Here is a 25,214-nt window from a genome sequence, read left to right on the forward strand (position 1 = left end):
CGGGGCCGGTCAGGTTCCACAGCTTCTCAAAGACCAGGTTGCCGTTGGTGTTGGTGCGGCCGGCCGAGCCGAGCGACTCCACCAGGCGTCGCGGCCGAGGTCGAGGCCGCCGTTGCGGAGGGTCTGCGCGCTGGCAGTGCCCGGACACATCAGCTGCCGGATCTGCTCGGCGGTCGCCACCTTCACCACACCCAGCGCCGCGAGGACCATCTGCCGCGTCTTGGCCGTCGACCCGTACGGCCGGCGCACCGTCCCGCCCACTGCCCCCCCCCCCCCCCCCCCCCCCCCCGCACCGGTCACGCCCCGGTGCGTCCGCCCGGCCATGCAGCCACGAGCCCGGCCCGGACCGACGCCCACCCCAACTCACCAACACCCACCACTGAGTGGGTGTTTCACAAGTCCGCCCTTCCCCACTATGAGATGCCGCCGTCCTACGTCGTCGGTCTGAGCGGGCTCGCTCGCTTCTGCGGGGCTGTCTTCGAAGATCCCGAGTTCGGGTAGCTACGCTGGATCCGCATGCTGGAGGAGGTTGCGATCGGTATGGGTGATGCGCACGGGCCCGGACGGTCTGAGCAGGAGGAGGCGCTCGGAGCCGGATGGGAGAGGCACCGGCCTGCGGTTTTCGGTGTGGCCTACCGGCTGCTGGGGAGTGTGGCTGATGCCGAGGACGTGACCCAGGATGTGTGGTTGCGGGCGGCCGGAGCGGATCTGCGGGACATCGGTGATCTGCGGGCCTGGCTGGTGACGGTGGCCGCGCGGCGGTCGTACGACATTCTCAAGAGTGCCCGTTTCCGTCGGGAGAGCTATGTCGGGCCGTGGCTGCCGGAGCCGCTGCTGACGGGGCCGGACGCGTCGCAGCCGGTACTCGTCGATGAATCCGTCAGCTCGGCGATGCTGCTGATCATGGAAGAGCTGAGCCCGCCGGAGCGGGTGGCTTTCGTCCTGCACGATGTCTTCGGTCTTGAGTTCGGCAAGATCGCCGAAGTGCTGGACGTCTCCGTGCCGGGCGCCCGGCAGCTCGCCTCGCGGGCGCGACGGCGGGTGGCCAAGGCGAAACAGTCCATGCCGCAGGCGTCGAAGGCGGAGCGCGAACGCGTCCTCGCGGTTTTCCGCGCCGCGTACGAGGCCGGGGACCTGGCCGGCTTGGTCAGGCTCCTGCACCCGGACGCCGTCTTCGTCACCGACGGCGGCGGCAAGGCATTCGCGGCACGCAAGCTCATCCACGGCGGCGAGCGCGTTGCCGAGGTCATGGTGCGTGTGGGACGCCGGTGGCGTCCGGACCGTATCGCCTTCGCTGAAGTCGGCGGCGAGCTCGCCCTGGTGTTCTACCGCGAAGGCCGGGTCCACTCCGTGGACACGGTCCAGATCACAGACGGTCTGATCACCGCGTACCGCAGGGTCATCAATCCCGACAAACTCGTGCGCGTCTGAGCTGTCACACCTGGAGGGGCTACCTCGTCTCCCTGGTGAATTGACCGACTCGCGCCGCGCCACGCGGCACGATCCTGAGGAGCCCTGCCATCATGACCACGCCTGCCCCGGCCGCTTCTTCCGCCGCTGCCGTCCCGCCGGTCGTCGCCATCGCCCATCACTCGGGCTTCGGCCACACCTCGGTGCTGGCCGAGGCGGTGCGCGAGGGCGCCGCCGACACCGGGGCGACCGTCCACCTGGTCAAGGTCGACGAGATCACCGAGGAGCAGTGGGCGCTGCTCGACACCGCCGACGCGATCGTCTTCGGCTCACCGACCTACATGGGCACCGCGTCCGGCGCCTTCCACGTCTTCGCCGAGGCCACCTCGAAGCGCTGGGCGACCCGCGCCTGGCAGGACAAGCTGGCGGCGGGCTTCACCAACTCCGGTTCAAAGAGCGGCGACAAGCTGCACACCCTGCAGTTCTTCTCCGTGCTGGCCGCCCAGCACGGAATGCACTGGATCAACCTCGGCCTGCCGTCCGGCTGGCACTCCACCACCGCCTCCGAGAACGACCTCAACCGCCTCGGCTTCTACCTGGGCGCTGGCGCGCAGACCGACACCGACCGGGGCCCGGACGGCGTCCACAAGGCCGACATAGCCACCGCCGAACACCTCGGCCGGCGAGTCGCCGCCCAGGCCGCGGTGTACGCCGCCGGTCGCGCCGCGGTCGCCGCCTGATCCGCCTCCCACGGGTGCCGGGCGCCCGTGAGCGACGTACGCGCCCGGCCCGCGCGCCCCGTTCCGCGCGTGCCGCCCGTACAACTGGCGTCACGCGGCCTGGACGAGTCCGCGGCGGGGCGGCGCTGGGGTAGCGGCGGGGCCCGGTCAGGCGGCGGGTCATCAGCGTGATGACGGCCGTGTTGAGCATCGCTTCCGCGTGCGCGGGGAGGCACTCGTAGTCTCTGACCAGCCGCCGGGCGTGCATCCACCAGCTTTCCACGATCCACCGCCGCGGCAGCAAGACGAAGCCTTTCGCGTCCCTGGGACGGCTGACGGTCTTGACGGTCATGCGAGGGACCTCTTCGCCCAGGAGACGAGGGTGCCGGCATAGGCCCGGGGCGCCGGCCTCGGGCGGGCGTCAGGCCGGGTCCTGGGCCGTCTTGGCGGGCAAGCCGACGTCTTCGCAGGTCAGGCCGGGGTTGTTCCCGGCCTCCTTCTTCTCGTCGTCCTTCTGGGAGCGCGATGATGGAGGTGTGGGAGGGACGCATCCTCTTGCGTCTTCATCCGCGCGGCCCCTGCCGTCGCCTTCTTCGTCCAGGGGGTTCGGGGCCGGTGCGGGTCAGGCGGTGGGTCATCAGCGTGATCGCCGCCCAGGTGATGAGGGTCTCGGCATGGGCGGCTTCAACGAGGCAGCTGACGTTGCTCGACAGGCCCTGGCCACGGATTGGACGCCCCGGCCAGGGTCACTGTCTTCCCGGATTGTCATTCCGGTTGCCGGGGACACTACTTCGCCGCACGCCGTGCGCCACGAGCACAGAGGGTTAAGGCCGGAGACGACCAGCGGCCCCAAAAACCCCTCCACCGCTCCCCCTCCACCGCCACCCGCCCCCACCCGGACACATCCGATCGAACCGAAAGCAGAATCGATCGGATGCAGCATCAGAAGGAATAAGAGACAGGTCACTTCGCGGTGCGCCGCAAGGCTCCGTCCCTAGTTCCCGACACCAGTCATCCATGCCGAAAAATCGAACACCCTGCCCCCGCGTGCCCCTACGCCACCCTTCGCCACGTCCCGCCACCGAGCACATCGCATACGAGCCGGCCAAGCCAACGGCTCAACGCCGATCAGAAACAAGTGCAGTGCCCAGAGAGGCGGCAGCCCACACCGGGCCGGTGCATAAAGAGATCGCCAGCGAGGACGCCGACCGCTGCCTCGTGAAGGGCCGGACCAGGACGTCCTGTTCTGATGGGTCACGGCGAGCATGGAAATTCCAGGCGCACGGGTCTGACGCCGATGTGCCCAGCCTCTGACGTCTGCGGCGTTATGAACAGGCAAGTGGAACCGCTACGACTGAGAGGCGTTCGCAGCTAGTGCCGTATCAGGTAACGTCCGCCCTGTAATTCGCGGGCCGGGCGGGGCGCGCGCCGCTAAAGTCACCTGCATGGCTGAGACTCAGCGCCGCTCGGTGCCCCGCAATGACGGTAGTGAACTGGATACCGCGATGGCTTTCCTGTCGTTCTCCAGGCAGTGCGTGGTGAAGAAGACCGCCAGTCTGACGGAGGAGCAGCTACGCCGGGGCTTGGTGGAGTCGGGGACCACGCTGCTGGGCCTGGTCCATCATCTGACCCTGGCGGAGCGGTTCTGGTTCGGGTATCACGTGGCCGGTCGGGAGTCGGACAATCCCGGGGATGTCGGCATGCAGGTGCCAGCCGGTCGTAGTGCCGGGCAGGTACTGGCCGATTACGACGCGGCGATCGCGGCCAGCGACGCCGCGATTCGTTCCGTCGGCGACCTGGGAGAGTCTGTCGCGATACCGGTCGAGGGCACGTTCCTCTCGGTGCGGTGGGTCGTTGCTCACATGACCAGCGAGACCGCCCGGCATGCTGGCCATGCCGATATCTTGCGGGAACAGATCGACGGGACGACCGGGCGCTAGTGCCGCATCACAGAACCCTCGTCCCGTTGTGATGTGACACGACGGTGGACGTTGGCCCGTGCGGTTCGGTGCCGCCAAGCCGTCCGGGTGGCAGAACGAGTACGCGTCCGTGAGATCGATGACGACGAAGGCAGACGGTTGCTGCGGATTGTCCGCAGGGGCAGCGGGTCGGTGGTGACTGGCGACGGGCACAGATGGTGTTCGGTCCGCCCAGAGTATGCCGATGGTGAAGATCGCCGAGGTGACGTTCACCAGCCCGGACCGGGTCCGGGACGTGATTCATAACTTCAATGCAGACGGATTCGACTGCCTGTATCCGAAGTACTCCGGCGGCCGGCCAAGGACGTTCGCCCTGCCCGAGCAGCGTGAGATCAAGAAGATCGCCAAGTCCAAGCCGGCCGAGCACGGTCTGCCGTTCTCGACCTGGAGCCTGGTCAAGCTGGCCGACTTCCTGGTCGCCGAGGGGTGATCGACGACATCAGCCACGAGGGCCTTCGGGTCCTGCTCCGCCAGGAGGGCGTGTCGTTTCAACGCATAAAGACCTGCAAGACCTCCCGCGACCCCGACTACGCCGCCAAGAAGGCCCGCGTCGAACACCCCTACGCGATCGCCGACGGTGAGGTCATACCCGAGGACGGGGAACCCGAAGTCGTCTTATGCCTCGACGAGTTCGGGCCCCTCAACCTCCAGCCCCACCCTGGACGGCAATGGGCCGAGCGTGGCGGACGGCACAAGGACCCCGGTCGCGAGCCGAGGCCGCGACAGCGGGCGACCTACACCCACCCGCACGGGGTCCGGCATCTGTTCGCCGCATACGACCTGGCCAAGGACAGGCTCTACGGTCACACCAAGCAGAAAAAGAACCGGACGAGGTTCCTGGAGTTCTGCCGCTGCGTGCGCAGCCTCCACCCGCCCGAGATCCGCATCGCCATCGTGCTCGACAACTTCTCCCCGCACCCGACCACGAAGAACGACACCCGTGTCGGCGACTGGGCCACGGCGAACAACGTCGAGTTCGCCTACACACCGACCAACAGCTCCTGGCTCAACCGCATCGAAGCCCAGTTCACCGCCCTGCGCTACTTCACCCTCGACGGCACTGACCACGCCGGCCACAAGGAACAGGGCAGCATGATCCGCCGCTACAACATCTGGCGGAACAAGCATGCCGACGACCAGCGGCTACGAGCCATGGTCGACAGGGCGAACGTTGCCTGACGCGGGACTAGCTCGGGTAGCGAGCGGCAGCCAGATGCGGGCGGGCGTGCGCGTCGTGACCCCTGAGCAGCGAGCGCCGCGACGGAGGTCCCGACATCGTCCATCGCCTCGCGCAGTTGCTCCGTCGCCTTACGAGCCTGCAGACGCCGTTCTGTCGCCATGCGTCGCTCGACGCCTCTGTTGAAGGTGGTGCGACTGTCCCACTCTCATCCCATGCCCGCCTTCATCTGTGCAGGTCAGAGCCGTGGGATCCCAGGATTTCCCAGTTGTCGCCATTCGGTGGGCACCGGTCGGAGGAACGGGCAACGTGTTCACAGCACATCGGCACAACTGCGAAGGAGTGAGGACACCTTGATTTGGCGAGCAGGACGATCAGCGCTGAGCGGCATCACGCTGCTGATGGCCGTCGGTGCGGCTGTACCGAGCGGCATGGAGTCGGACGCGGCCGCCGCGACGCCGGCGCCTGCGGCTGCCCACGTGGGCAGCCTGGGATTCCGGCACGTCGCCGGCCAGGCGGATAACGTGTACTACATCGTGAACGGCCACAGCGGCAAGTGCCTCACGGTCAAGGGCGCCAGCACGGCCGACTACGCACCCGTCAATCAGTACCGGTGCGTGGGGGCAAGGAATCAGTGGTGGGTCATCTACAACCTCGGCGGATTGCGGCGCCGAATCGAGAACTACCACAGCCAGAAGGCGCTGTCGCTGGGCGGAGGCAGCAACCGGAAGGGAACCGTCGCTGTCCAGGAGTCGTACCAGGACGACACCAGCCAGGTCTGGTACTCCCAGCTTCCCAACGCGCAACACTGGGCTGGCCAGTTGCGGCCCGCCAACGGCCACGACAAGTGCCTCGAAGTCAAAGGCGCCAGCACGGCCGACAACGCACCAGTGATCAACTGGTCCTGCAACCGCAGGACCAACCAGGACTGGAAGGCAACGGGATGATGGCTATGTCAGCACATAGCAGGGTGCTCACGGCGCTGGCAACCAGCTCGGCTGCGCTATGTCTGGCCGGTCTAGCCGCACCCTCAAGCGCCGCTTCTTCTAGCTCGCAGGTTCAAGGAGCCTCCGTCCGGTATGTAGTGAACAACCACAGCGGCAAGTGCCTGACGGTGCAAGGCGCCAGCAAGGCCGACAACGCGACCGTCAACCAATACCGCTGCGTGGGAGCCCGCAACCAGCAATGGGCCGTGGAACGGGGCGGAGGAGACCCCTCACTGGGCACCCTGGTGCTGCGCAACGTAAACAGCGGCAAGTGCCTGACCGTGCACGGCGGCGCAGCCAAGGGAGCTCGACTCGACCAGTACGACTGCATCGCTGGAACCAACCAGAGCTTCAGCTACCTTCCGGTAGCGCTGCGGCATACCCCGCTCTACGCACATCCGCTCACCGCGAAGCTCGCCGTCGATGTCCAAGGGGCCAGCACCGCGGACAACGCTCCTGTCATCCTCTGGCGGGACAACCACAACTCCAATCAGCGATGGGACATCACACGTCACCCCTGAGATCACTGGTCACATCGCCGCTGAGCCGAAGCGAACACGCGGCAGTTGTTCTGCAGCAGTGTCCAGCCCGCTTTCTGCTCCCCCGGCCTCGTGTCTATCGTCGGATACCGCGATGGCTACGATGCAAAACGCCCCGCCCCCGGCCGATGCGATGATGCCGAGGTCGGGGCAAGGCGTTGTCACGGGCGGCTCCCCGGAGCCCCTGAGCGGAGAGCTTGCGCAGCTGGCTGCAGGCGGCTCGACAAGGATGACCTGGGCGCGGCGGGACCGTGTTCAGGCGACACACGGCTGCTCGTCGGCAAGGCCGGCGAGGTGCTCGTCGCGGGCGGCCTCCCACAGCACGCCGGTCTGCAGGTCCGGGTAGCCGCTGGTAGCGATGTCCTCGAGGACGGAGGCGAGAGCGTCGGTCTTCGCCCGCTCGCGGGCGGTGCCCATCGGGGAACTGCACGCCCCTGTGAGCCGCGCTGACGCGGTCAGCCGATTCCGACCTTTGACAGGGCGGTGGTCCAGTTGGTGGCGATGGCGCTGCGTGCGGCGGCGAGTTTTACGGTGCCGTTGCACACCGCGACCTTCAGCTTGTTCTCCACGGAGTCCTTGCTGGCGGCCGGCTTGTTGCCGTAGCGGGGCTCGGCCACAGGTTCTTGGGGTCGCGCGGGGCCCCGCCCAGTTCGAGGGGGACGAGGTGGTCTTCCTCGTAGTGGGCGGTTTTGGTGTCGGAGTAGCCGTACTGGCCGATCTGTTTCGCCCGGCGGTCTCCGTGCTGGCGCTATCAACAGATCATGGACAAGACGACTGCTCGCGCCTTCGCGGCCGCGGCCCTCGCCCTGCTACCCCTCACTACAGTCCCCCCCGCACAGGCTGCCGAGACGCTCAGCCTCTACGACGGCATCGAAGCGCTTCCCCCAGGCCGCCGAAGTGCGCGAGGGCTACGAGCGCACCAAGTTCCGCCACTGGATCGATGAGGACAAGGACGGCTGCAACACCCGCAACGAGGTTCTGCTGGCCGAGGCCGTCATCGAGCCCACGGTCGGTGTGGACTGCAAGATCACCGGTGGTACCTGGCGCTCCTACTACGACGAGGCAACCGTGAACGAGCCCTCGGGCTTGGACATCGACCACATGGTGCCGCTGGCCGAGGCCTGGGACAGCGGTGCCTCCCAGTGGACCGCCGCGCGGCGCCAGGCCTACGCCAACGACCTCGGCGCCGACCGCAGTCTGGTCGCGGTCACCGCGAAGACCAACCGGTCCAAGGCCGATCAGGACCCGGCCCAATGGATGCCGCCAGCAGCCGCGGCCCGGTGCACGTACCTGGCCGACTGGGTGGGCACCAAGCTCCGCTGGTCCCTGACCGTCGACCGGCACGAACGCGACACCCTGCGCCAGCTCGCAGCCGACTGCGAGAGCACCGACGTCGAGTACGCGCCGGTATAGCACCAACCCGCGGCCACAGCTTCCGCCGGGAGGCAGCGGTGCGCCGCAGGCACGGCTCCGGGGCGGTCAGTGACCGCGGCGGCCGTAGCCTTCGGCATCGACACGGTGACGCCCTGCTGGCTTGGGGCCCCACTCCAGCAACAAGCGACAGGCAGCGCCGCTGCCATCGGTTACGACCGCAGGCTCGCCGCTAGCCGGACGGTGCGTCGTAGTAGCCGCTCGGCCCGCGGAATCGGACCGCCCGCTGCCGCCCTTGCGGCTGCCCTGCTGGCGGGTTCTCGCTCTGATTGCGGCTTGAACCCGTACAACCCTGCAGCTTCGTGAGGAGCATCACTTAACTCTGCAAGCCGGAATGTCGGTTCCACTCCATAGGTGGCGTTTCGCGAGGGTATTCATACGAACACATTCACCTATACGTTCCCGCCCACAACTTCTTCATGAAATCTTCATTTTTGTGGGCGGGGGATGACGGGGATGCCTGTCTCGGTGCGTCGAGGACGCTTTCATCGGGTGTTATCGGCGAGTACGGCCGGGCTGCTGACGGCAGGCCTGCTACCGGCAATCCTCGGCTCGTCCGCCTGGGCCGCGCCTCATCCACCGAAAAGCGCCGCGACCGCCGCCGATGCGCAGGGGTCGGACGGCCAGGCTCCCACCGAGGACGCCGCCCTGGAGCAGGCCAAGCGCACCGGGCGGGAGGTCGAAGTCTCTTCCCTGCGTAGTGAGTCGGCAGATGTCGTGGCCACTGCGGATGGCAAGCTCCAGGCCCGGCAGTACCTGCGGCCGGTCCGCACCAGGATGTCGGGACAGTGGAAGGACATCGACACCGACCTGGCCGGGCAGAGCAATGGGACCGTGGCGCCGAAGGCTGCAGCCGTGGGTCTGGCGTTCTCTGGCGGCGGCGACAAACCGCTGGTGACGATGCGCAAGGCAGGGCGCGAGCTGGCACTGTCCTGGCCGGGGACGCTGCCCGCCCCGGTTCTTGACGGCGCGGAGGCCACGTACCGCGACGTGCTGCCGGACGTGGACCTGCGGATGGGGGCACAGGCCGACGGGTTCACCCAGCTTTTAGTCGTCAGGTCGGCTCAGGCTGCCGCGAGTTCGGAGCTGGCACGGCTTCGCCTGAAGATGGCGGCCGAAGGCATGGAGGTGAAGGAAACGGCGGCCGGTGGTTTGGAGGCGCTCGACAAGGGCGCCGGTTCGCCGGTGTTCGAGGCGCCCACCCCGCTGATGTGGGACTCCAGCACGGGTGGGAAACCCGCCGCAGCCCGCAAGAGCCTGAAGTCCGCGCCGGCCGCAGGGAAGACCGCCCGGGCCGTCGGACGGGCGCCCGCTGCCGGCGCTGAGGGCGAGGAGCCGTCTGCCGGTGACTCGGGCAAGCTCGCGCCCGTGGGAGTGGATATCCCCGCCGGCCAGGACCAGGTCGTCCTCAAGCCCGACGCCGACGTCCTGAAGGGCAAGGACACCGTCTATCCGGTCTTCATCGACCCCCAGTGGTCCACCCCTCGGGCGACTTCCTGGACGATGGCGTCGAAGTACTGGGCGTCCTCCCCGCAGTGGAAGTTCAACGGCGATCACGACGCGGGGATGGGGTACTGCGACTGGAACCACTGCCAGCCCGAGGACACCAAGCGGCTCTTTTACCAGATCCCGACCTCCGCCTTCGCCGGCAAGTCGATCCTCTCGGCGGAGTTCGTGGTCCGCAACACCTGGTCCGCTTCCTGCAAGGAGCGGAAGGTCGAGCTCTGGCGCACCAAGCCCATCTCCACGTCGACGACCTGGAATTCCCAGAACGCGGACGGCTTCTGGCAAAAGCGGCTGGCCTCCCCCAGCTTTGCGTACGGCTATGACGGCTGTGCAGCGAAAGACGGGGAGTTCGGCGTCCGGTCGGCGGTGCAGGAGGCCGCGGACAACAAATGGCCCACGCTGACCTTCGGGCTGAAGGCCGGGAGCGAGGTCGATGGGCTGGCCTGGAAGCGGTTCTCGGACAAGGCCTTTTTGCGGGTGACCTACAACCGGCCTCCGCCACAGGTGAAGCCTTCGCAGCTGACGATGGAGTACGGCGGCGGCTGCAAGAAGTCCGGAGCTGCCGCTCGAATCCGCACCCGGGGAAAGATCTACGCAACCGATGTCACCGATCCCGACCGGGACAAGGTCCGGGTCCAGTTCCAGGCGAGCTGGGACGAGGGCGACGGCAAGGGCACCATCGCCCGCTGGAAGCCGGGTCTGACCACGGCGAAGGATTCCGGCTCCTCCTTCGCCGTCAGCCTGCCCGCCTCGATTCCGACAAACAAGACCGTGAACTGGGCGGTGCGGACCTATGACGGCGCACAGTACTCCCCATGGTCGTTCACCGGGTCCGCCGAGGCCTGCTACTTCGTCCTCGACACCAGGGTGCCCGCGGCCCCCACGATCAGCTCAGGGGACTATCCCCCCTCCGACCCCGAGAATCCGGACGATCCGTGGTACGACGGGGTCGGCCAGTACGGCGCCTTCGAGGTGGCGGACAGCCACCGGGACGTGAACCGCTACACGTACGGCGTCAACGGCGACCCGTCCGTCAAGAATTCGGTGACCACTGCTGGCGGTGCGGCGCGAAACATCTCCATCCAGCCCGAGAAGCCCGGACTGAACTTCGTGACCGTCCAGGCTTTCGACGCGGCCGGCAACAATAGTGAGATCCGCACCTACCGGTTCCGGGTGAAGGCAGGTCAGCCCGAGCGGGCCACCTGGCAGTTCGACGAGTCGGCCGACGCCACCGAGGCGAAGGGTTCCACGCCGGCCCGGACCGCGGCCCTGCACGGCGGCGCCACACCGGGTGCGGAGGGAGTGACGGGCACCGCCCTGGCCCTCAACGGGACCGATGGCTACGCGGCGACCGACATCCCCGTGGTCGACACCTCCCGGGGCTTCTGCGTCTCGGCCTGGGTCCGTCCGAGTCAGATCCCCGACCATCCGGCGATCGTCGCCACCCAGCCGGGCAACAACCGGCCGGGATTCGAGCTGTACTACTCCTCCGACCTCAAGCGGTGGGTGTTCAACCAGTACACCTCCGACAGCTCCGACGCCGGCATCGCCCGCGCGATGGCGCCCCAGCCCGGCGGTGTCACCGCTAATGAGTGGACCCACCTGGTGGGCGTCTACGACAGCGCCGCCAAGGTGTTGCAGCTGTACGTCAGCGGCAAGCTCGTCGGCCAGACGCCCTATGCTGGCGCCTGGAACGCACGGCGTGGCCTCCAACTGGGCGCCGGTTCCTACGACGGAAAGCCTGGAGCCTTCTTTCCCGGCTCCCTCGACGAGGTGCAGATCTTCGACAAGGCCGTCTCCGCCGGAGAGGTCACCCGCCTGTACGCCAAGGAGCGCATCCATGGCCCCGGGCGGCCGGCCCGCGCGGTCTTCCCGCTCGACGAGCCGGCCGAGGCCCAGCAGGTCACCGGCCACGGCGATGTCATGCCGGCCGTTCTCCACGGCGGTGCCGAGCCCGGCAAGGCAGGAGTAGCCGGCAACGCCCTGAGCCTGGACGGCAAGGACGACTACGCCTCGGTGGACGCGGCGCACTTCAACACCGAACGGTCCTATGCGGTCACCGCGTGGGCCCGGGTCACCGACGCCGGCCGGAATCAGACGGTCGTCGCACAGGACGGCGGTTTTCTCAGCGCCTTCTACCTGTCGTACGAGGCCTCCGGTGGCGTGTGGAGTGCGCGTCTGGCCACCAAGGACTCCGCTGACGGCAGCGTGGGCCAACAGCGCGTCGCCTCGAAGCAGAAGGCGACCATCGGCAAGTGGGTGCATCTGGCCGCCGTGCACGACACGGTGGACAACACGGTGAGCCTGTATGTCAACGGGATCCTGCAGGGGAGCACCGCGGCGCCGCAGGCCTGGTACGGCGACGGTTCCTTGCAGATCGGCCGGGCTCTGTACCGCGGTGCCTACACCGACTACCTCATTGGCCAGATCGATGACGTCCGGATCTTCGACCGCCCGGTCTCCGAGGGCGAGATCCACCAGCTCGTCCAGCGACGACCGGTCCTGACCGGCCGCTGGCAGTTCGACCAGACGGCCGATCCCGGGGCCAACTCCGTCGCGCGGGGGCCGGCCATGACATTGGGCGGCAGCGCCCAGCAGGTACCCGGCGCCGGCTTCCTGGGCGAGGGCGGGCTGGTCCTGAACGGCAAGCAGCAGGACTACGCCTCCAGCGCGGTCCCGTTCGACACCAGTGAGAGCTTCACGGTGACCGCGTGGGTGCAGGCGGCAGCCGTGCCGTCCCGTCCTTCGGCCCTGATCAGTGCCGAAGGAACCAATGCCAGCAGCTTCGGGGCCGGCTTTGTGCCCAACCCGAAGAACCCCTCCGCAGAGGGTTTCTGGGAGCTGGCCCTGCCTCGGGCGGACACCCCTGACACCGAGCTCGACTGGGCCGGCAACGCTCAGTCCTTCAACAGCGTGACGGACTGGAACCACATCGCGATCGTGTATGACGGCTTCGCCAAGCAGGCCCGCATTTACGTCAACGGGTATCTCGGTGAAGCTGCCTGCATCGACGGAGACGATGACGGTCGGGCGGATGACGCCGCCTGTCTGGAGGCCGTCCCCTGGGCGGAGAACGTCATCTCCTTCGAAGCCCTGAAGTCGCTTCAGCTCGGGCGGGCCAAGGGACACGGCTCCTTCGGTGACTACTGGCCCGGGGCGATCGACGACGTGTGGACGTTCCAGGGCGCCCTCAGTGACGCGCAGGTCGGCCGGATCGCAAGCGAGTTGTACGGGTTGCCGACCGAAGTGCCCAACGTGCCCGACGGGGCCTGACCGTGTGGCGTGCAGCCAGGGAGCGCACGCCACACACCGAGCGGACTTTCTGACGTAGGCAATCGCGGCGGCGCCATCGGCGCATATGCGGTGAGCGGAAAAGGGTGGGACGGAAGTTGAACGGCATGCTTGGTCTTGTCAGACGCGCACGACTGCGGCGCAGTATGGGCGTGGGCATCTCCATGGTGCTCACCGGCTCCCTGCTGTCGCTTCTGCCTGCGACCGCACAGCCCGCCGCAGCGTCCGGTGCGCCAGCCCATGCGGACGCGGGCAAAGCCGTCGCCAGCACCTTTGGCGTACGGGTGAAACCCCGGAGGCTCCCTACGGGGCCACGCACCCCGAACGTGCGCCCCAAGAGCGACTGGCCCAAGGCCGCCGCGGCCATCATCCGTCTCGCCGAGGCAGGCGCCGCGCCGCCGTCATCGGTGGCCGGCGGGGAGGACAAGCGGCTTCCTCTGACACTCGCTCCCGCCGAAACCAGGTCGCGGAAGTTAGCCAAGGCCACAGGCACGCACCACAGTGCGGCGGCCGGAGCGGTGCCGGGAGCGGTGACCGTGCACGTCCTCAGCCAGCAGCAGAGTCGTCGGGCCGGCATCGACGGGGTGTTGTTCACCCTTCAGCCTGCCGACGGCTCCACCCCGGCCGTCCGGCAGCGGCCCGGCTCACTGCGCGTGGGTGTCAACTACCGTGACTTCGCCGGGGCTTACGGCGGCGGTTACGGCTCCCGGCTGCGCCTCGTGGAGCTACCAGCGTGTGCGGCGACCACCCCGGACAAGGCCGGTTGCCGTACCGCGAAGCCGCTCACCACCAGCAACAACACCGAAAAGCACACGCTGACCGCGTCCTCGGTGTCACTGCGTGCGAACGGGCACACCGTTCTCGCTGCGGTCGGTGACGACAAGAGCGTCAAGGGCGACTACAAGGCCACCAGCCTGGCCCCCTCCGCCACCTGGGACGCCAACCTCAACACCGGTGACTTCACCTGGTCCTACGACATGCCCGTCCCCGAGGTCCCCGGCGGCCTCAAGCCCAGCGTGGGCCTGTCGTACTCCTCCGGAGCGGTCGACGGCCGCACCGGCAACAGCAACAACCAGGGCTCCTGGGTCGGTGACGGCTTCGAGCTGTGGCCCGGCTACATCGAGCGCCGCTACAAGCCCTGCTCCGAGGACGGCGAGAAGCACGCCGACGGCAACAAGCCGGGTGACCTGTGCTGGTCGTACGACAACGCCTTCATCTCCTTCAACGGCAAGGCCGGCGAACTCGTCCCGGCCGGCAAGGACGCGTGGAAGCTCCAGAACGATGACGGCACGAAGATCAAGCGGCTGACGTCAGCGGCACGGGGCAACGGCGACAACGACAACGAGTACTGGGAGCTGACGAACCCCTCCGGAACCCGCTTCTACTTCGGCTACCACAAGCTGCCCGGCTGGGCCGCCGGCAAGGACACCACCGACTCCACCTGGACCGTCCCGGTCTTCGGCAACAACAGCGGCGAGGACTGCCACAAGGACGCCTTCAAGGACTCCTGGTGCCAGCAGGGTTGGCGCTGGAACCTCGACTACGTCGTCGATCCGCACGGCAACGCGATTTCGTACTACTACGACAAGGAGACCAACTCCTACGGACGTGACCTGAACAAGGACGACGACACCCCCTACACCCGCGGCGGCTCCCTCAAGCGCATCGAGTACGGCCGCTCCTCCAGCGACCTGTACGCGGGCAAGCCGCTGGCTCAGGTGTCCTTCACCAACGCCGAGCGCTGCCTGCCCCAGTCCGGGGTCACCTGCGCGGCCGACACCATCGACGCCAAGAGCTTCTACTGGTACGACACGCCCTGGGACCTGAACTGCAAGGCCGGCACCGCCTGCGACCAGGGGCGCTTCTCCCCCACCTTCTGGACGCGCAAGCGGCTGACGGGTGTGACCACCGAGGTCCTCAAGGACGGCGCCCTCACCCCGGTCGACTCCTGGTCCCTGACCCACCGCTGGGGCAAGGCCGACGTCGACTACCAGCTGGAGCTGGAATCCATCCAGCACACCGGTCGCACCGGCACCGCGCCCCTCACCCTGCCGAAGACCACCTTCGCCTACACCCAGCTGGCCAACCGGCTCGACAAGACGGGCGACGGCTACGCCCCTTACGTCAAGGACCGGCTGTCGACCGTCGACGACGAATACGGCGGCCAGACCGACGTCAACTACTCCGCTCCCGCCTGCTCGTTCGACAGCCTGCCCACCCCGGAGTCCAACCCCACCCGATGCTTCCCGCAGTTCATCGGCGGCAGCGCCAGCGACGACATGGACAAGTCGTGGTTCAACAAGTACGTCGTCACCTCCGTGACGACCACCGACCGCACCGGGGGCGCACCGGACCAGGTCACCCGCTACAGCTACCTCGGTGACGCGGCCTGGCACTACGACGATGACGACGGGCTAACCAAGGAGAAGTTCAAGACCTGGTCCCAGTGGCGCGGCTACGGCCACGTCCGCGTTCAGACCGGTGGCCAGGGCACCGCCGCCGATGCCATGAAGACGCAGGAGGACAGCTTCTTCCTGCGCGGCATGGACGGCGACCGCAAGACGGTGAGCGGCGGCACCAAGGACGTCAAGGTCGCTCTGGAGGACGGCGAGGGAGAGCCGCTCTCCGACGATGCCTCCGCGGCCGGCTTCCCCTACAAGACCGCTACGTACGCGGCTCCCGGCGGGAAGATCCTCGCCAAGACCGTCAGCCGGCCCTGGCACCACGAGACGGCCAGGAAGGTCCGCGACTGGGGGACCGTCACCGCGAACTTCAGCGGCACGGCCAGCGCCCGCGCCTGGACCTCGCTCGACGACGGGGCCGGCGCGAAGTGGCGCACGACCACCACCGCCTCCACCTTCGACACGGTCGCCGGCCGCGTCACCGAGGTCAGCGACCGCGGCGACGATGCCACCACCGACGACGACCGGTGCACCCGCACCACCTATGCCACCAACGCCGACAAGAACATCCTCACCCTGCCTGCACGGGTCGAGACCGTCGCCACCGAATGCGGCAGCAGCCCGGACCGGTCCAAGGACGTCATCTCCGACGTCCGCACCGCCTACGACGGCGCCGGCTACAGCTCCGCGCCCACCAAGGGCGACGCCACCGCCGTCGCCACACTGAAGAAGCACGACGGCACCACGGCCACCTACCTGGAGGCCGGCACCACCTACGACGGTTACGGGCGGCCGGAAAAGGTCACCGACCTCACGGCGAACGTCGCCACCATCGGTGACAGCGCGCCGACCCGCACCGCCCGCGCCGACGGCCGCACCACCACCACGGTCTACTCCCCCGCCACCGGCATCCCCACCAAGACCGTCGTCACCACACCGCCGGCCGACGCCAAGGACAACGCCACCGCTCAGACCACCACGACCGAACTCGACCCGCTGCGCGGCCAGCCCTCCCTCACCCTCGACGCCAACGGCAAGCGCACCATCCTGCGCTACGACGCCCTGGGCCGCTCCACCAAGGTGTGGCTGGCAGACCGCCGGGCCACCTCACTGCTGCCCAACTACCAGTTCGACTACTACGTCGAAGAGGGCAAACCGGCCACCGTCGCCACCCGCACGCTCAACCCTCAAGGCGGCCAGAACGTCTCCTACACCCTCTACGACGGCTACCTGCGCACTCGACAGGCCCAGGCACCCGGGCCCGATGCCGGGTGGCTGATCAGCGACACCTTCTATGACGAGCGCGGCCTGGTCGCGAAGGCCTTCGCCCCGTACTACGTGTCCGGGAAGCCGGAACGCGCACTCTTCAAGCCCGCCGATGCGCTGAGCGTCGAGACCCAGACCTGGAAGACGTACGACGGGCTGGGCCGGGAAACCGAGAGCCGGGACGTCGCCGGCAACGGCGAGGGAGGCAAGGTCCTCGCCGTCACCACCACCCACTACGGCGGAGACCGCACCACCGTCATTCCGCCGCAGGGCAGCACCGCCACCACCACGGTGACCGACGCCCGCGGCCTAACGACCCAGCTCCTGCAGCACCACGCCCGCACCGCCGACGCGCCCGCAGACACCACCCGCTACTCCTACACCCCGGCAGGCAAGCTCGAAGGCGTCACAGACCCGGCCGGCAACAGGTGGGCCTACCAGTACGACCAGCTCGGCAATCAGATCTGGTCGAAGGACCCCGACAAGGGCATCACCAAGGCGACATTCGACGACCGCGGCCAGCAGATCTCCAGCGAGGACGCCAACGGTGCCGTACTGGCCACCGTCTACGACGGGCTCGGCCGCAAGACCGAGCTGCACGACAAAACACCCGACGGCCCGCTGCGCGCCGAGTGGGTCTACGACACCGTCACCGGGGCGAAGGGACAGCTGGCCGAGTCCACCCGCTACCTCGACGGCAAGGCCTACACCACCAAGATCACCCAGTACGACCCGGTCTACCGACCCCTGCGCACCGACACCGTCATCCCGGACTCCGAAGGCGCACTGGCAGGCACCTACTCCGCCAGCACCAGCCTGTACGCCAACGGTCTGCCCAGAGGCCGCAGCATGTCCCAGGCGGGCAACATCCTCGGCAAGGGCTGGAACTACACCTACGACGACCGCACGATGCGGGTGACCTCCGTCTTCGGCACCGGTATCCGCTCCGACGCCACCTACACCCTCACCGGCAAGCCCCTCACCTACCGGATCGTCGGCAGCGGAAAGCCCACACAGGTCACCAGCACCTACGAGTGGGGCACCCAGCGCCTGTCCAACTCCCGCGTCGACCGCCAGGACGTCGCCGGCGTCGACCAGTCCGCCACCTACGGCTACGACCCGGCCGGCAACATCACCACACTCTCCGACGTCTCCCGCACCGGCACCGACACCCAGTGCTTCACCTACGACCATCTCCGCCGGCTCACCGAGGCCTGGACCCAGGACGAAAAGACCTGCGCCGACAAACCCGCCGGCAACCTCATTGCCGGCCCGGCTCCTTACTGGCAGTCCTACGGCTACGACACCGCCGGCAACCGCACCACCCTCACCCAGCACGACCCCACCGGCGACGCCCCCAAGGACACGAAGAGCACCTACGCCTACCCCAAGCCCGGCACGCCTCGGCCCCACACTCTCACCTCCGTCGACACCGCCGGCCCTGCCGGCACCAGCACCTCTGCCTACGGCTACGACAACACCGGCAACACCACCTCCCGCACCCTCCACGGCGACAAGCAAACCCTCAGCTGGGACGTCGAAGGCCACCTCGCCAAGGTCACCGAACCGGCCGGCGACAAGGGCACCAAAACCACGAGCTACGTCTACGACGCCGACGGCAACCGCCTGATCACCCACACCGGCGACAAGACCACCCTCACCCTCGGCGACCACACCGAAGTCACCCTCTACAAGGGCGCCGACAAACCCAAAGCCACCCGCTACATCCCCCTCGGCAGCGGCAACCAAGCCGTCCTGGCCGACGACGGCACCTACACCCTCACCCTCGCCGACCACCACGGCACCGGCCAACTCGCCATCAACGCCGCCGACCAGACCCTCACCCAACGCCGCAGCCTCCCCTTCGGCGGGCCCCGAGGCACCAAACCCACCAACTGGCCCGGCTCCAAGGGCTACATCGGCGGCACCGACGACACCGACGACACCGGCCTCACCCACCTCGGCGCCCGCGAATTCGACCCGGACACCGGACGCTTCCTCTCCGTCGACCCCGTCATGGATCCGGCGGATCCCCAGCAGATCAACGGCTACACCTACAGCAACAACAGCCCACTGACCTTCAGCGACCCCACCGGCCAACTCTTCGCAGACCCCGATGGCTCAGGACGCGGCACCGGCGTCGTCCACAACCGCCACGGCGGCATGCGCCTCTCCGGCTCCAAGAACTACATCCCCGGCCCCGGCGCCTGCATCCAACCCTACTGCCACATCCCCTACAACGGGCCAACTCGCTACGAGATCTACCCAGGCGTTTCGGCCCCTCTGAGCTGGGCGAAAGCCCCTGAACTCGAGCGGGAGTTCAAGGAGGTCACCAGCGAATTCAAGCCGTGGGGCAATCCGCGCTTCGAAGACGGCCCGATGGCGGGCGTACGCATCATGCATGCGCTCAGCGAAGCCTGCTACCGGCTCGAAGGCGGCTGCCCCGACGATGTCTACAGCTTCACCAAGCTCATCGCCACAGCAGGGGTAGCTGCTGTAACCGAAGGAGAAATCCCCGGCAGGATCGCCGGGCGTCTCGCCGGCAAGGCCAGCGACTGCTTCCACAGCTTCGTCCCAAACACCGAAGTCGCCCTCGCCAACGGCAAGCGAAAGCGCATCGAGGACGTAAAAACCGGCGACAAGGTCATCGCCACCGACCCGGAAACCGGCAAGACCACCACCCGCCCCGTCGTCGCCACCATCGTCACCAAGGACGACAAACACTTCACCGACCTCACCATCAAAACCCCCGCGGGCCAAGCAAGCATCATCGCCACCGACACCCACCCCTTCTGGTCCGTCGACAAGAAAAGGTGGATCAACGCTGGCGACCTCCGCCCCGGCACTCACCTCCGTACCCCTCAGGGCGCAACGGTCAAGATCGCCGCGGTCCGTCACTTCAGCAAGCAGCAGCAGACACACGACCTAACCATCGCAGGCACGCACACGTACTATGTACTCGCTGGACAGACGCCGGTTCTGGTTCATAACAGTGGAGGATGCCTTTCCGCTCTCCGGGACTGGAGCAGTCAGCGGTTCCAGTTCGGGAATCAGTCCTTCTTGCTGGATAAGAAGGGAATGGAGCACATCCTCACTCGTCATCACCCGAAGTACTGGGATGGCTCGGTGAAGAAAACGCAGTCCTTCTTCGATTCGAGCATGAGTGTTGATGACGTCCAAGGTGCTATCGGTCAAGTCATGCGACAGAACCGCAATACGCTGGTTCAGCGAGGCAGTCAAGGAATGTATCAGATTCGCGGAAACGTCAACGGCGTCGATTACGTACTCGGCATGAATAGAGGCCGAGTGGGCCAGTTCTATCCGGAATAACCATCATCGAAGGACCTGAGACGTGGTTGAGATTGAGACGTTTCTGAAGGGCGCGGACGGTGGGTTCATGCAGGTGGAAGCCTGCCGTACCCCGCCGCCCGACCTTGACTACATTGAAGGTGCCATTCGGCTGTCCGTTGATGGATTGGAAATCATCGGCACTGAAGAGTGGGACTACGTTGACCAGCTCTGGTGTTATATCGCCGAGATGGTGACGAAAATACAGTCATCGGGTTACGCGGAGACGTATTTCCCGGATCAGCCGATCAAGCTCTCCTTTCGGGCCGCAGGGCCTCGCGTCTTGGTGACCGCCAAGATTGGCGAAGAAACGAAGACGGCAAATGCTTCATCCGCAGATTTCCTTGGGGCTGTCAAAGCGGCTGGGATGATCTTCTTCAGGAAGATGTCCGAGCTTGTCCCGGCAAATTCGTATGCCGAGGCGCAGCAGGAGCTGTCAGTTTGAACAAGCCAGAGGCCCCGCCGGGAATTCTTGAATCCGGCGGGGCCTCTGGGGCTCTTGACGGCAGTAGTTGACAGCAACGTCAGCGGACGGGTGCGGCACCGGCGCATCTCCATCTCGCCGTAGTAGAAATCTGCTGCGTCCGGCTCGTTTTTGGCATCCTCCAGCGACTTTCGGAGCTGCCGGTACACCGGAGCAAGACCAGATGGCGCCGGAAGACTTTTCAAGCGGCACAAGGTTTCCCAGGCCCTTCACACCTGCGAGCCTGTGGACGGGCCGGCCGCGGTGTGCGCGGTGCGTTCTTTCCCGGCGGCCGCCCGGGTCAGGGGCGCTGGTCGCGGAACGATGTGAGGAGACCGCCCGTGCGGCGGCCCTCCACGGTGACCGAGACCCGCCTCGGGTCGAGCCCGTCGAGGCCGATGACCTTCGTCGTGTTCCGGACGCGGACGGTGACGGAGTCGATGCCCCGCACCCGGGACAGGTCGAGGGGCGCCCGGCGCGGCCTGCGGTGCAGATTCAGGTGCAGCCGGGTGAGGCCGGGGAAGAGAGCGGCGAAGTCGGGCAACCTCGCCGTGTCCGCCACTCCCTTGAGCCGCAGGGACGTGATCGAGGGCAGCGCGACCCCCGGGAGGGCAACGCGGTCGGCGAAGCCGAGGCTCAGCGTGGTCAGCAGCGGCACGGCCTGGAGCGCGGAGAGGTCCAGGCCGACCGGCACGCAGTCGAGCACGAGTTCCCGGATGCCGCTGTCGGCGAGTGGTTTCAGGGACACCGTGGACGTCGGATTGCGTACGTGCAGGCGCCGTAGCCCGGTCAGACCGCCGAGGGCGGGAAGCTCCGATGTGCGGTGGTCGGCCGTGCCCAATGCGAGGGACACCACGGAGTCCCGGTCGAAGACGGCGGAGAGCTCGTGGATCAGTGACGGCCGGGGGAGCGACAGGTTCGGCGCCTCGGGGAGCAGGCGCAGACACGCCACCTGCTCCGCATTCGTCACCGGGATCTCGATGTCGTCGCAGCGGCAGCTGGCCAGGATGGACTCGGTGAACTCGACCGTGTCGAACCGCGGCCACGCGTTGACGACCTCCTGCCGGACACCGCGCTGGGGCGCGTCCTTGTACGCCCGCATCCGCTGCAGGGCGGCCGGGCCCCCGATCAGCCCGATCGTGCGCACGCTCGCGACGGCCTGTTCCTCTGTCATGTCGGCCGGCCCCGACAGCACGTCGAGGACCACCGCGCCCGCCTGCGCCAGGTTCTCCGCCTCCTCGCGGGTGGCCGGAGGGATGAGGAAGGCGGCGCGGCTGATCACCTCCGCCCTGACCGCCGGGTCGAGCGTCGTGGCGTTCTCCAGGCTCGCCGCGGCCAGGAGATGATAGCGGCGCCGCTGGGAGGGACGCTGATCACCGATGGCCACCAGTTTGCGGAGCAGTTCGGCGCGCTCGCGTTCGCGGGCATGGCCGACGGCCATGCGGATGACGTCCTCCCACTGGTCGTCGCCGGCGTTCTTGGCGAGCAGATCCAGGTCCGAGGTCTCGACGGCCGCCTTCGCGCCAAGGTAGTCCTGAAAGGTCCGGTGGATGAAGTCGACTGTGTCCGGCGTGGGTTCCCGTAACAGCCCGCTGCGCAGCAGCAGATGACGGAACACCTGGTGCGCGCCGTCCACCGGGACGACGTGCGGCATAGAGGGCAGCCGTTCCCGGATGATGCGCACGGCCAGCGCCTGGGTCGCCTCGGAGCGCCCGTTGCGGATAAGCCAGTACGCGAGCCGCTGGAGGAGCTGGACCTGCTGCTCCTCGGTCAGCTGCAAGCCCTCCGGCGCGATGACCTCCCGCTCCTTGTCGCGGCGGACCAGGAGCATCCGCAGCGCGGCCGCGTACAGGTCCATGCGCCCCTCGGGCAGCTGCGAGTGCCGGTCGCGGTGCAAAGCGCAGATCACCGAGCACATCAGGGGATTGGTGGCGAGCTGGTACAGGTCGGGCTTGCGGCGCAGGGTGACGTGCAGGGCGGCCCGGTACCGCTCCACCTCAGCGCGCTCCTCGGCGTCCCCGAGAGTCGACAGGGCCGCGTCGTGCCAGCGGTTGACGAACTTGTCGATGTCGCTGGTTGAGGGGCAGCAGGTCGAACTCGACGAACCCGAGGTCCGCCGCCCAGCCGATCGGGACCGCGGAGGGGCGCGTGGTCACGAGGAAGAACGTGCGCGGGTAGATCTCGGTCAGTTCCGTGAGCCACCGCTTGGTCAGCAGCCTCTTCGACTCCGAGATCTCGTCGATGCCGTCGACGAGGACGATGCCGCGCCCACTGTGCAGGACCCGGTCGGCCCAGCCCTTCGGTTGCGCGCCGTCCAGCATGCTGCCGGCCATGGCGAGGAACTTGTGAGCAGTGGGGAGCGTGGACTCCTGCGCCAGGCTGCGGAGCGGGAGGATGAACGGGACACGGCCGCGGAGGAAGGCGAGCTCGTCGTCGAAGTCGTTCTGCGCGGCGCTGACGGCTAGCCACTGGGCCAGTGTCGTCTTGCCCGAACCGGCAGGGCCCCGCAGCACCACACGGTGCTTCCCGGTCAGGGCCCCTTCGACCCGGAGCCGGTGGGTGGCCGAGACACCTCCGTCGCGGCTCTGCGCCGAGAGTTCCAGGCTCAAATAGGCTGTGTCGAGCGGCCATCGGGCCTGACCGGGAGCGCTGAGGTCGAGCCCGAAGATGGCGAGCTTGCCGTACTTGAGCCCGAGGTGTTCCAGGTAGCGCTGCTCGAAATCGGCGTCCTGGCTGCGCGGCGGGGGAAGCCGCGCCGTCAGCACCTCCATGCGGCGCATGGTCTCGTCGATCATGCGGGTCTGTGTGATCAGCGTGGCCGGGATGAAGGCCGAGCGCTTCGTGAAGAACTGCAGGATGTGCAGGCAGCAGACGTCGAGCAGGGAACGGTAGAGGTTCGTCGCGTCGGCGCTCATGTTCCGCGTCGAGTCGTCCGCCGCGGCCGACAGCTTACGCGCCAGCTCGACGTGCCCTAGGTGGACCGCCTGGACGTCCTCCATCTCCAGGTCGCCGAGCGAGAGCAGGGTCTTGGTCAGCGCGTCGACCACGGCTATCCGGTCACCGTCGCGCACCGCCGGCTCGTACGGGTTCGCGGCGAGGGTCCGGCTGATCAGCTTCTCGCTGATCTTGCGTACGTCTCGCTCGTCCAGGGTGCGCTTCTGGCCACGCCAGCTGACCAGTTGGGAGACACGGATCGGCTTGCTGACGAGGTCGGCGCCGCTCTCCTCCCGCACGAACAGCTTCGCCACGAGCGGCTTGATCAGTGTCGAGGCGACCCGCGCCGCCATCCCCAGAGCCGCAGGCTCCACCCTCGACCGCCTCTCGGTGAACCGTCGCATCGACATCAGGTTAGAGGCGCGGAGGCCCTCTGTCGGCGGAGCACTGAAATCTCCGCGGCTGCAGGTCCTGACCGGCCGCGCCGAACGGGCCGAACCGGGCCGGTCGCCTGTCTACGAGTTCCAGGTAGTCGATAGACGCCCGACGCAGTGTTTTGGCTACCGGCACCACTGGTGGTGGGCCTTCCAGTTCCAGCACAGCCTAGGAGCCGCCGGTGCCGGTACGGGCGTGGTGCCCGGGACCCGCGGTTGTGACGGGCCCGGGAATTCGATGGCAAGGCTGCCCGGCGAGCAGCAAAACGAGCGCGGAGGCGGCCCGAGGTACGGCGTGGCTAGTAGCCTTAGACGTCGTTTCAGTTGGTGAGTCTGCGGTAGCCGATGAGGGCTGCGGCGATGCCGACGAAGGCGAGGAAGTGTTCGGCCTTTCGCTCGTAACGGCGATGCAGCCTTCGGCATCCGGCCAGCCAGGAGACCGTTCTCTCGACGACCCAGCGGTGTCGGCCGAGTCGCGTGGACGACTCGATGCCCTTACGGGCGATGCGGTGGCGGATGCGACGCTCGCGAAGCCATTTTCTCAGGTGGTCGTAGTCGTAGCCCTTGTCTGCGTGGAGCTTGGCCGGACGCCGGCGGCGCGGGCCGCGGCGGGAGCGGATGGGCGGGATCCCGCGCACGAGCGGTTCCAGGCCGAGGCTGTCGTGCATGTTGGCGCCGGAGATGCCCAGCGACAGCGGCACGCCGTTTCGGTCAGTGATGAGGTGGATTTTCGATCCCAGCTTGCCGCGGTCGGTCGGATTCGGTCCGGTCAGTGGCCCCCTTTTGCCGCCCGGACGCTGACGGAGTCGATCGCGCACCGCGACCAGTCCAGCTCGCCCCGAGCGCCGAGTTCGTCGAGGATGGTGCAGTCTGGCCCACACCCGATCCTGGCTCCACTGGGCGAAGCGCCGGTAGACCGTGGGCCAGGCCGGCCCGAACACCGGCGGCAGCTGCCGCCAGGTGCAGCCCGAGGTGGCCACGAAGATGATCGCTGCCAGGCATTCGCGGTCACCGGCCCGACGTCGCCCGCCGCCCTGTGGGCGTATGACCTCCGTCGGCGGGACCACCCGTCGGAACAGCACCCACAACTCGTCCGGCACCAATCGCTCCACCAGATCCGTCATGCACGGCTCAACGAGCGATCACGCCATCAGAAACGACGTCTTAGCGGCACTCCAGGCCCCGGAGCGCGGGCAGTGGCTCACCCACACCCCATCCATCGGCCCCACGGCGCCGTCAGACGGCCATCCAAGACGCTCTGATCGTCGATCTGGCTCTGTCCCGGCGGCGGTGCGCGGAGAGACTGCGGCAGTATTACCGTTCCAGCCC

General features: G+C 67.6%; 13 protein-coding genes and 2 pseudogenes. 10 read left to right on the forward strand and 5 right to left on the reverse strand.

The features are described from left to right. The first annotated feature begins 540 nt into the window (after window positions 1–540). From sigJ to CPH93_RS00560, 6 genes and pseudogenes are all read left to right on the forward strand, one after another. The gene (gene sigJ, locus CPH93_RS00535; protein ID WP_096215225.1) at window positions 541–1,431 is read left to right on the forward strand and encodes an RNA polymerase sigma factor SigJ; all 891 of its coding nucleotides are present in this window, start codon (window positions 541–543) and stop codon (window positions 1,429–1,431) included. Between the two features lie 92 nt (window positions 1,432–1,523). Continuing rightward, window positions 1,524–2,150: a flavodoxin family protein gene (locus tag CPH93_RS00540; protein ID WP_096211573.1), complete on the forward strand. Its 627-nt coding sequence runs from the start codon at window positions 1,524–1,526 to the stop codon at window positions 2,148–2,150. 1,424 nt (window positions 2,151–3,574) lie between these two features. Further along, window positions 3,575–4,069: a DinB family protein gene (locus tag CPH93_RS00545; protein WP_096211574.1), complete on the forward strand. Its 495-nt coding sequence runs from the start codon at window positions 3,575–3,577 to the stop codon at window positions 4,067–4,069. A gap of 87 nt (window positions 4,070–4,156) precedes the next feature. Further along, a pseudogene (locus CPH93_RS37395) lies at window positions 4,157–5,287 on the forward strand (IS630 family transposase). A 351-nt stretch (window positions 5,288–5,638) separates the two neighbouring features. After that, complete coding sequence (locus tag CPH93_RS00555; RefSeq protein WP_159394937.1) at window positions 5,639–6,232, forward strand: RICIN domain-containing protein; 594 nt, start codon at window positions 5,639–5,641, stop codon at window positions 6,230–6,232. 137 nt (window positions 6,233–6,369) lie between these two features. Further along, window positions 6,370–6,792 (forward strand): RICIN domain-containing protein, encoded by a 423-nt coding sequence (locus CPH93_RS00560; protein WP_231977117.1) that lies wholly within the window; start codon window positions 6,370–6,372, stop codon window positions 6,790–6,792. A gap of 273 nt (window positions 6,793–7,065) precedes the next feature. Here the strand turns inward: CPH93_RS00560 and CPH93_RS35650 are convergent, their stop codons facing one another. Both CPH93_RS35650 and CPH93_RS36550 read right to left on the reverse strand, forming a co-directional pair. After that, window positions 7,066–7,227, reverse strand: a complete 162-nt coding sequence (locus CPH93_RS35650; protein ID WP_159394938.1) for a hypothetical protein — start codon at window positions 7,225–7,227, stop codon at window positions 7,066–7,068. Window positions 7,228–7,265: 38 nt separating this feature from the next. Continuing rightward, the gene (locus CPH93_RS36550) at window positions 7,266–7,427 is read right to left on the reverse strand and encodes a hypothetical protein (protein ID WP_231977118.1); all 162 of its coding nucleotides are present in this window, start codon (window positions 7,425–7,427) and stop codon (window positions 7,266–7,268) included. A 144-nt stretch (window positions 7,428–7,571) separates the two neighbouring features. Here CPH93_RS36550 and CPH93_RS00570 point away from each other — a divergent pair. The 4 genes and pseudogenes from CPH93_RS00570 to CPH93_RS36035 all read left to right on the forward strand — a co-directional run bounded on the left by CPH93_RS00570 (window position 7,572) and on the right by CPH93_RS36035 (window position 20,499). Continuing rightward, window positions 7,572–8,223: pseudogene (locus CPH93_RS00570) on the forward strand (HNH endonuclease family protein). A 474-nt stretch (window positions 8,224–8,697) separates the two neighbouring features. Continuing rightward, on the forward strand, window positions 8,698–13,020 hold the full coding sequence (locus tag CPH93_RS00575; protein ID WP_096211576.1) for a LamG-like jellyroll fold domain-containing protein: 4,323 nt from the start codon (window positions 8,698–8,700) through the stop codon (window positions 13,018–13,020). Window positions 13,021–13,184: 164 nt separating this feature from the next. Next, window positions 13,185–20,036 (forward strand): polymorphic toxin-type HINT domain-containing protein, encoded by a 6,852-nt coding sequence (locus CPH93_RS00580; protein ID WP_443031480.1) that lies wholly within the window; start codon window positions 13,185–13,187, stop codon window positions 20,034–20,036. A 22-nt stretch (window positions 20,037–20,058) separates the two neighbouring features. Next, window positions 20,059–20,499: a hypothetical protein gene (locus CPH93_RS36035; RefSeq protein ID WP_162501002.1), complete on the forward strand. Its 441-nt coding sequence runs from the start codon at window positions 20,059–20,061 to the stop codon at window positions 20,497–20,499. Window positions 20,500–20,818: 319 nt separating this feature from the next. Here CPH93_RS36035 and CPH93_RS00590 read toward each other — a convergent pair whose 3' ends face one another. The 3 genes from CPH93_RS00590 to CPH93_RS00600 all read right to left on the reverse strand — a co-directional run bounded on the left by CPH93_RS00590 (window position 20,819) and on the right by CPH93_RS00600 (window position 25,009). Then, on the reverse strand, window positions 20,819–22,513 hold the full coding sequence (locus CPH93_RS00590; RefSeq protein WP_096211577.1) for an NACHT domain-containing protein: 1,695 nt from the start codon (window positions 22,511–22,513) through the stop codon (window positions 20,819–20,821). A gap of 1 nt (window position 22,514) precedes the next feature. Beyond that, complete coding sequence (locus CPH93_RS00595) at window positions 22,515–23,855, reverse strand: NACHT domain-containing protein (RefSeq protein WP_159394939.1); 1,341 nt, start codon at window positions 23,853–23,855, stop codon at window positions 22,515–22,517. Between the two features lie 350 nt (window positions 23,856–24,205). Continuing rightward, complete coding sequence (locus tag CPH93_RS00600) at window positions 24,206–25,009, reverse strand: IS5 family transposase (RefSeq protein WP_231977119.1); 804 nt, start codon at window positions 25,007–25,009, stop codon at window positions 24,206–24,208. Window positions 25,010–25,214: the final 205 nt, after the last annotated feature.

It is taken from the genome of Streptomyces sp. 2323.1 (genome assembly GCF_900221035.1).
GTDB classification, from domain to species: domain Bacteria; phylum Actinomycetota; class Actinomycetes; order Streptomycetales; family Streptomycetaceae; genus Streptomyces; species Streptomyces sioyaensis.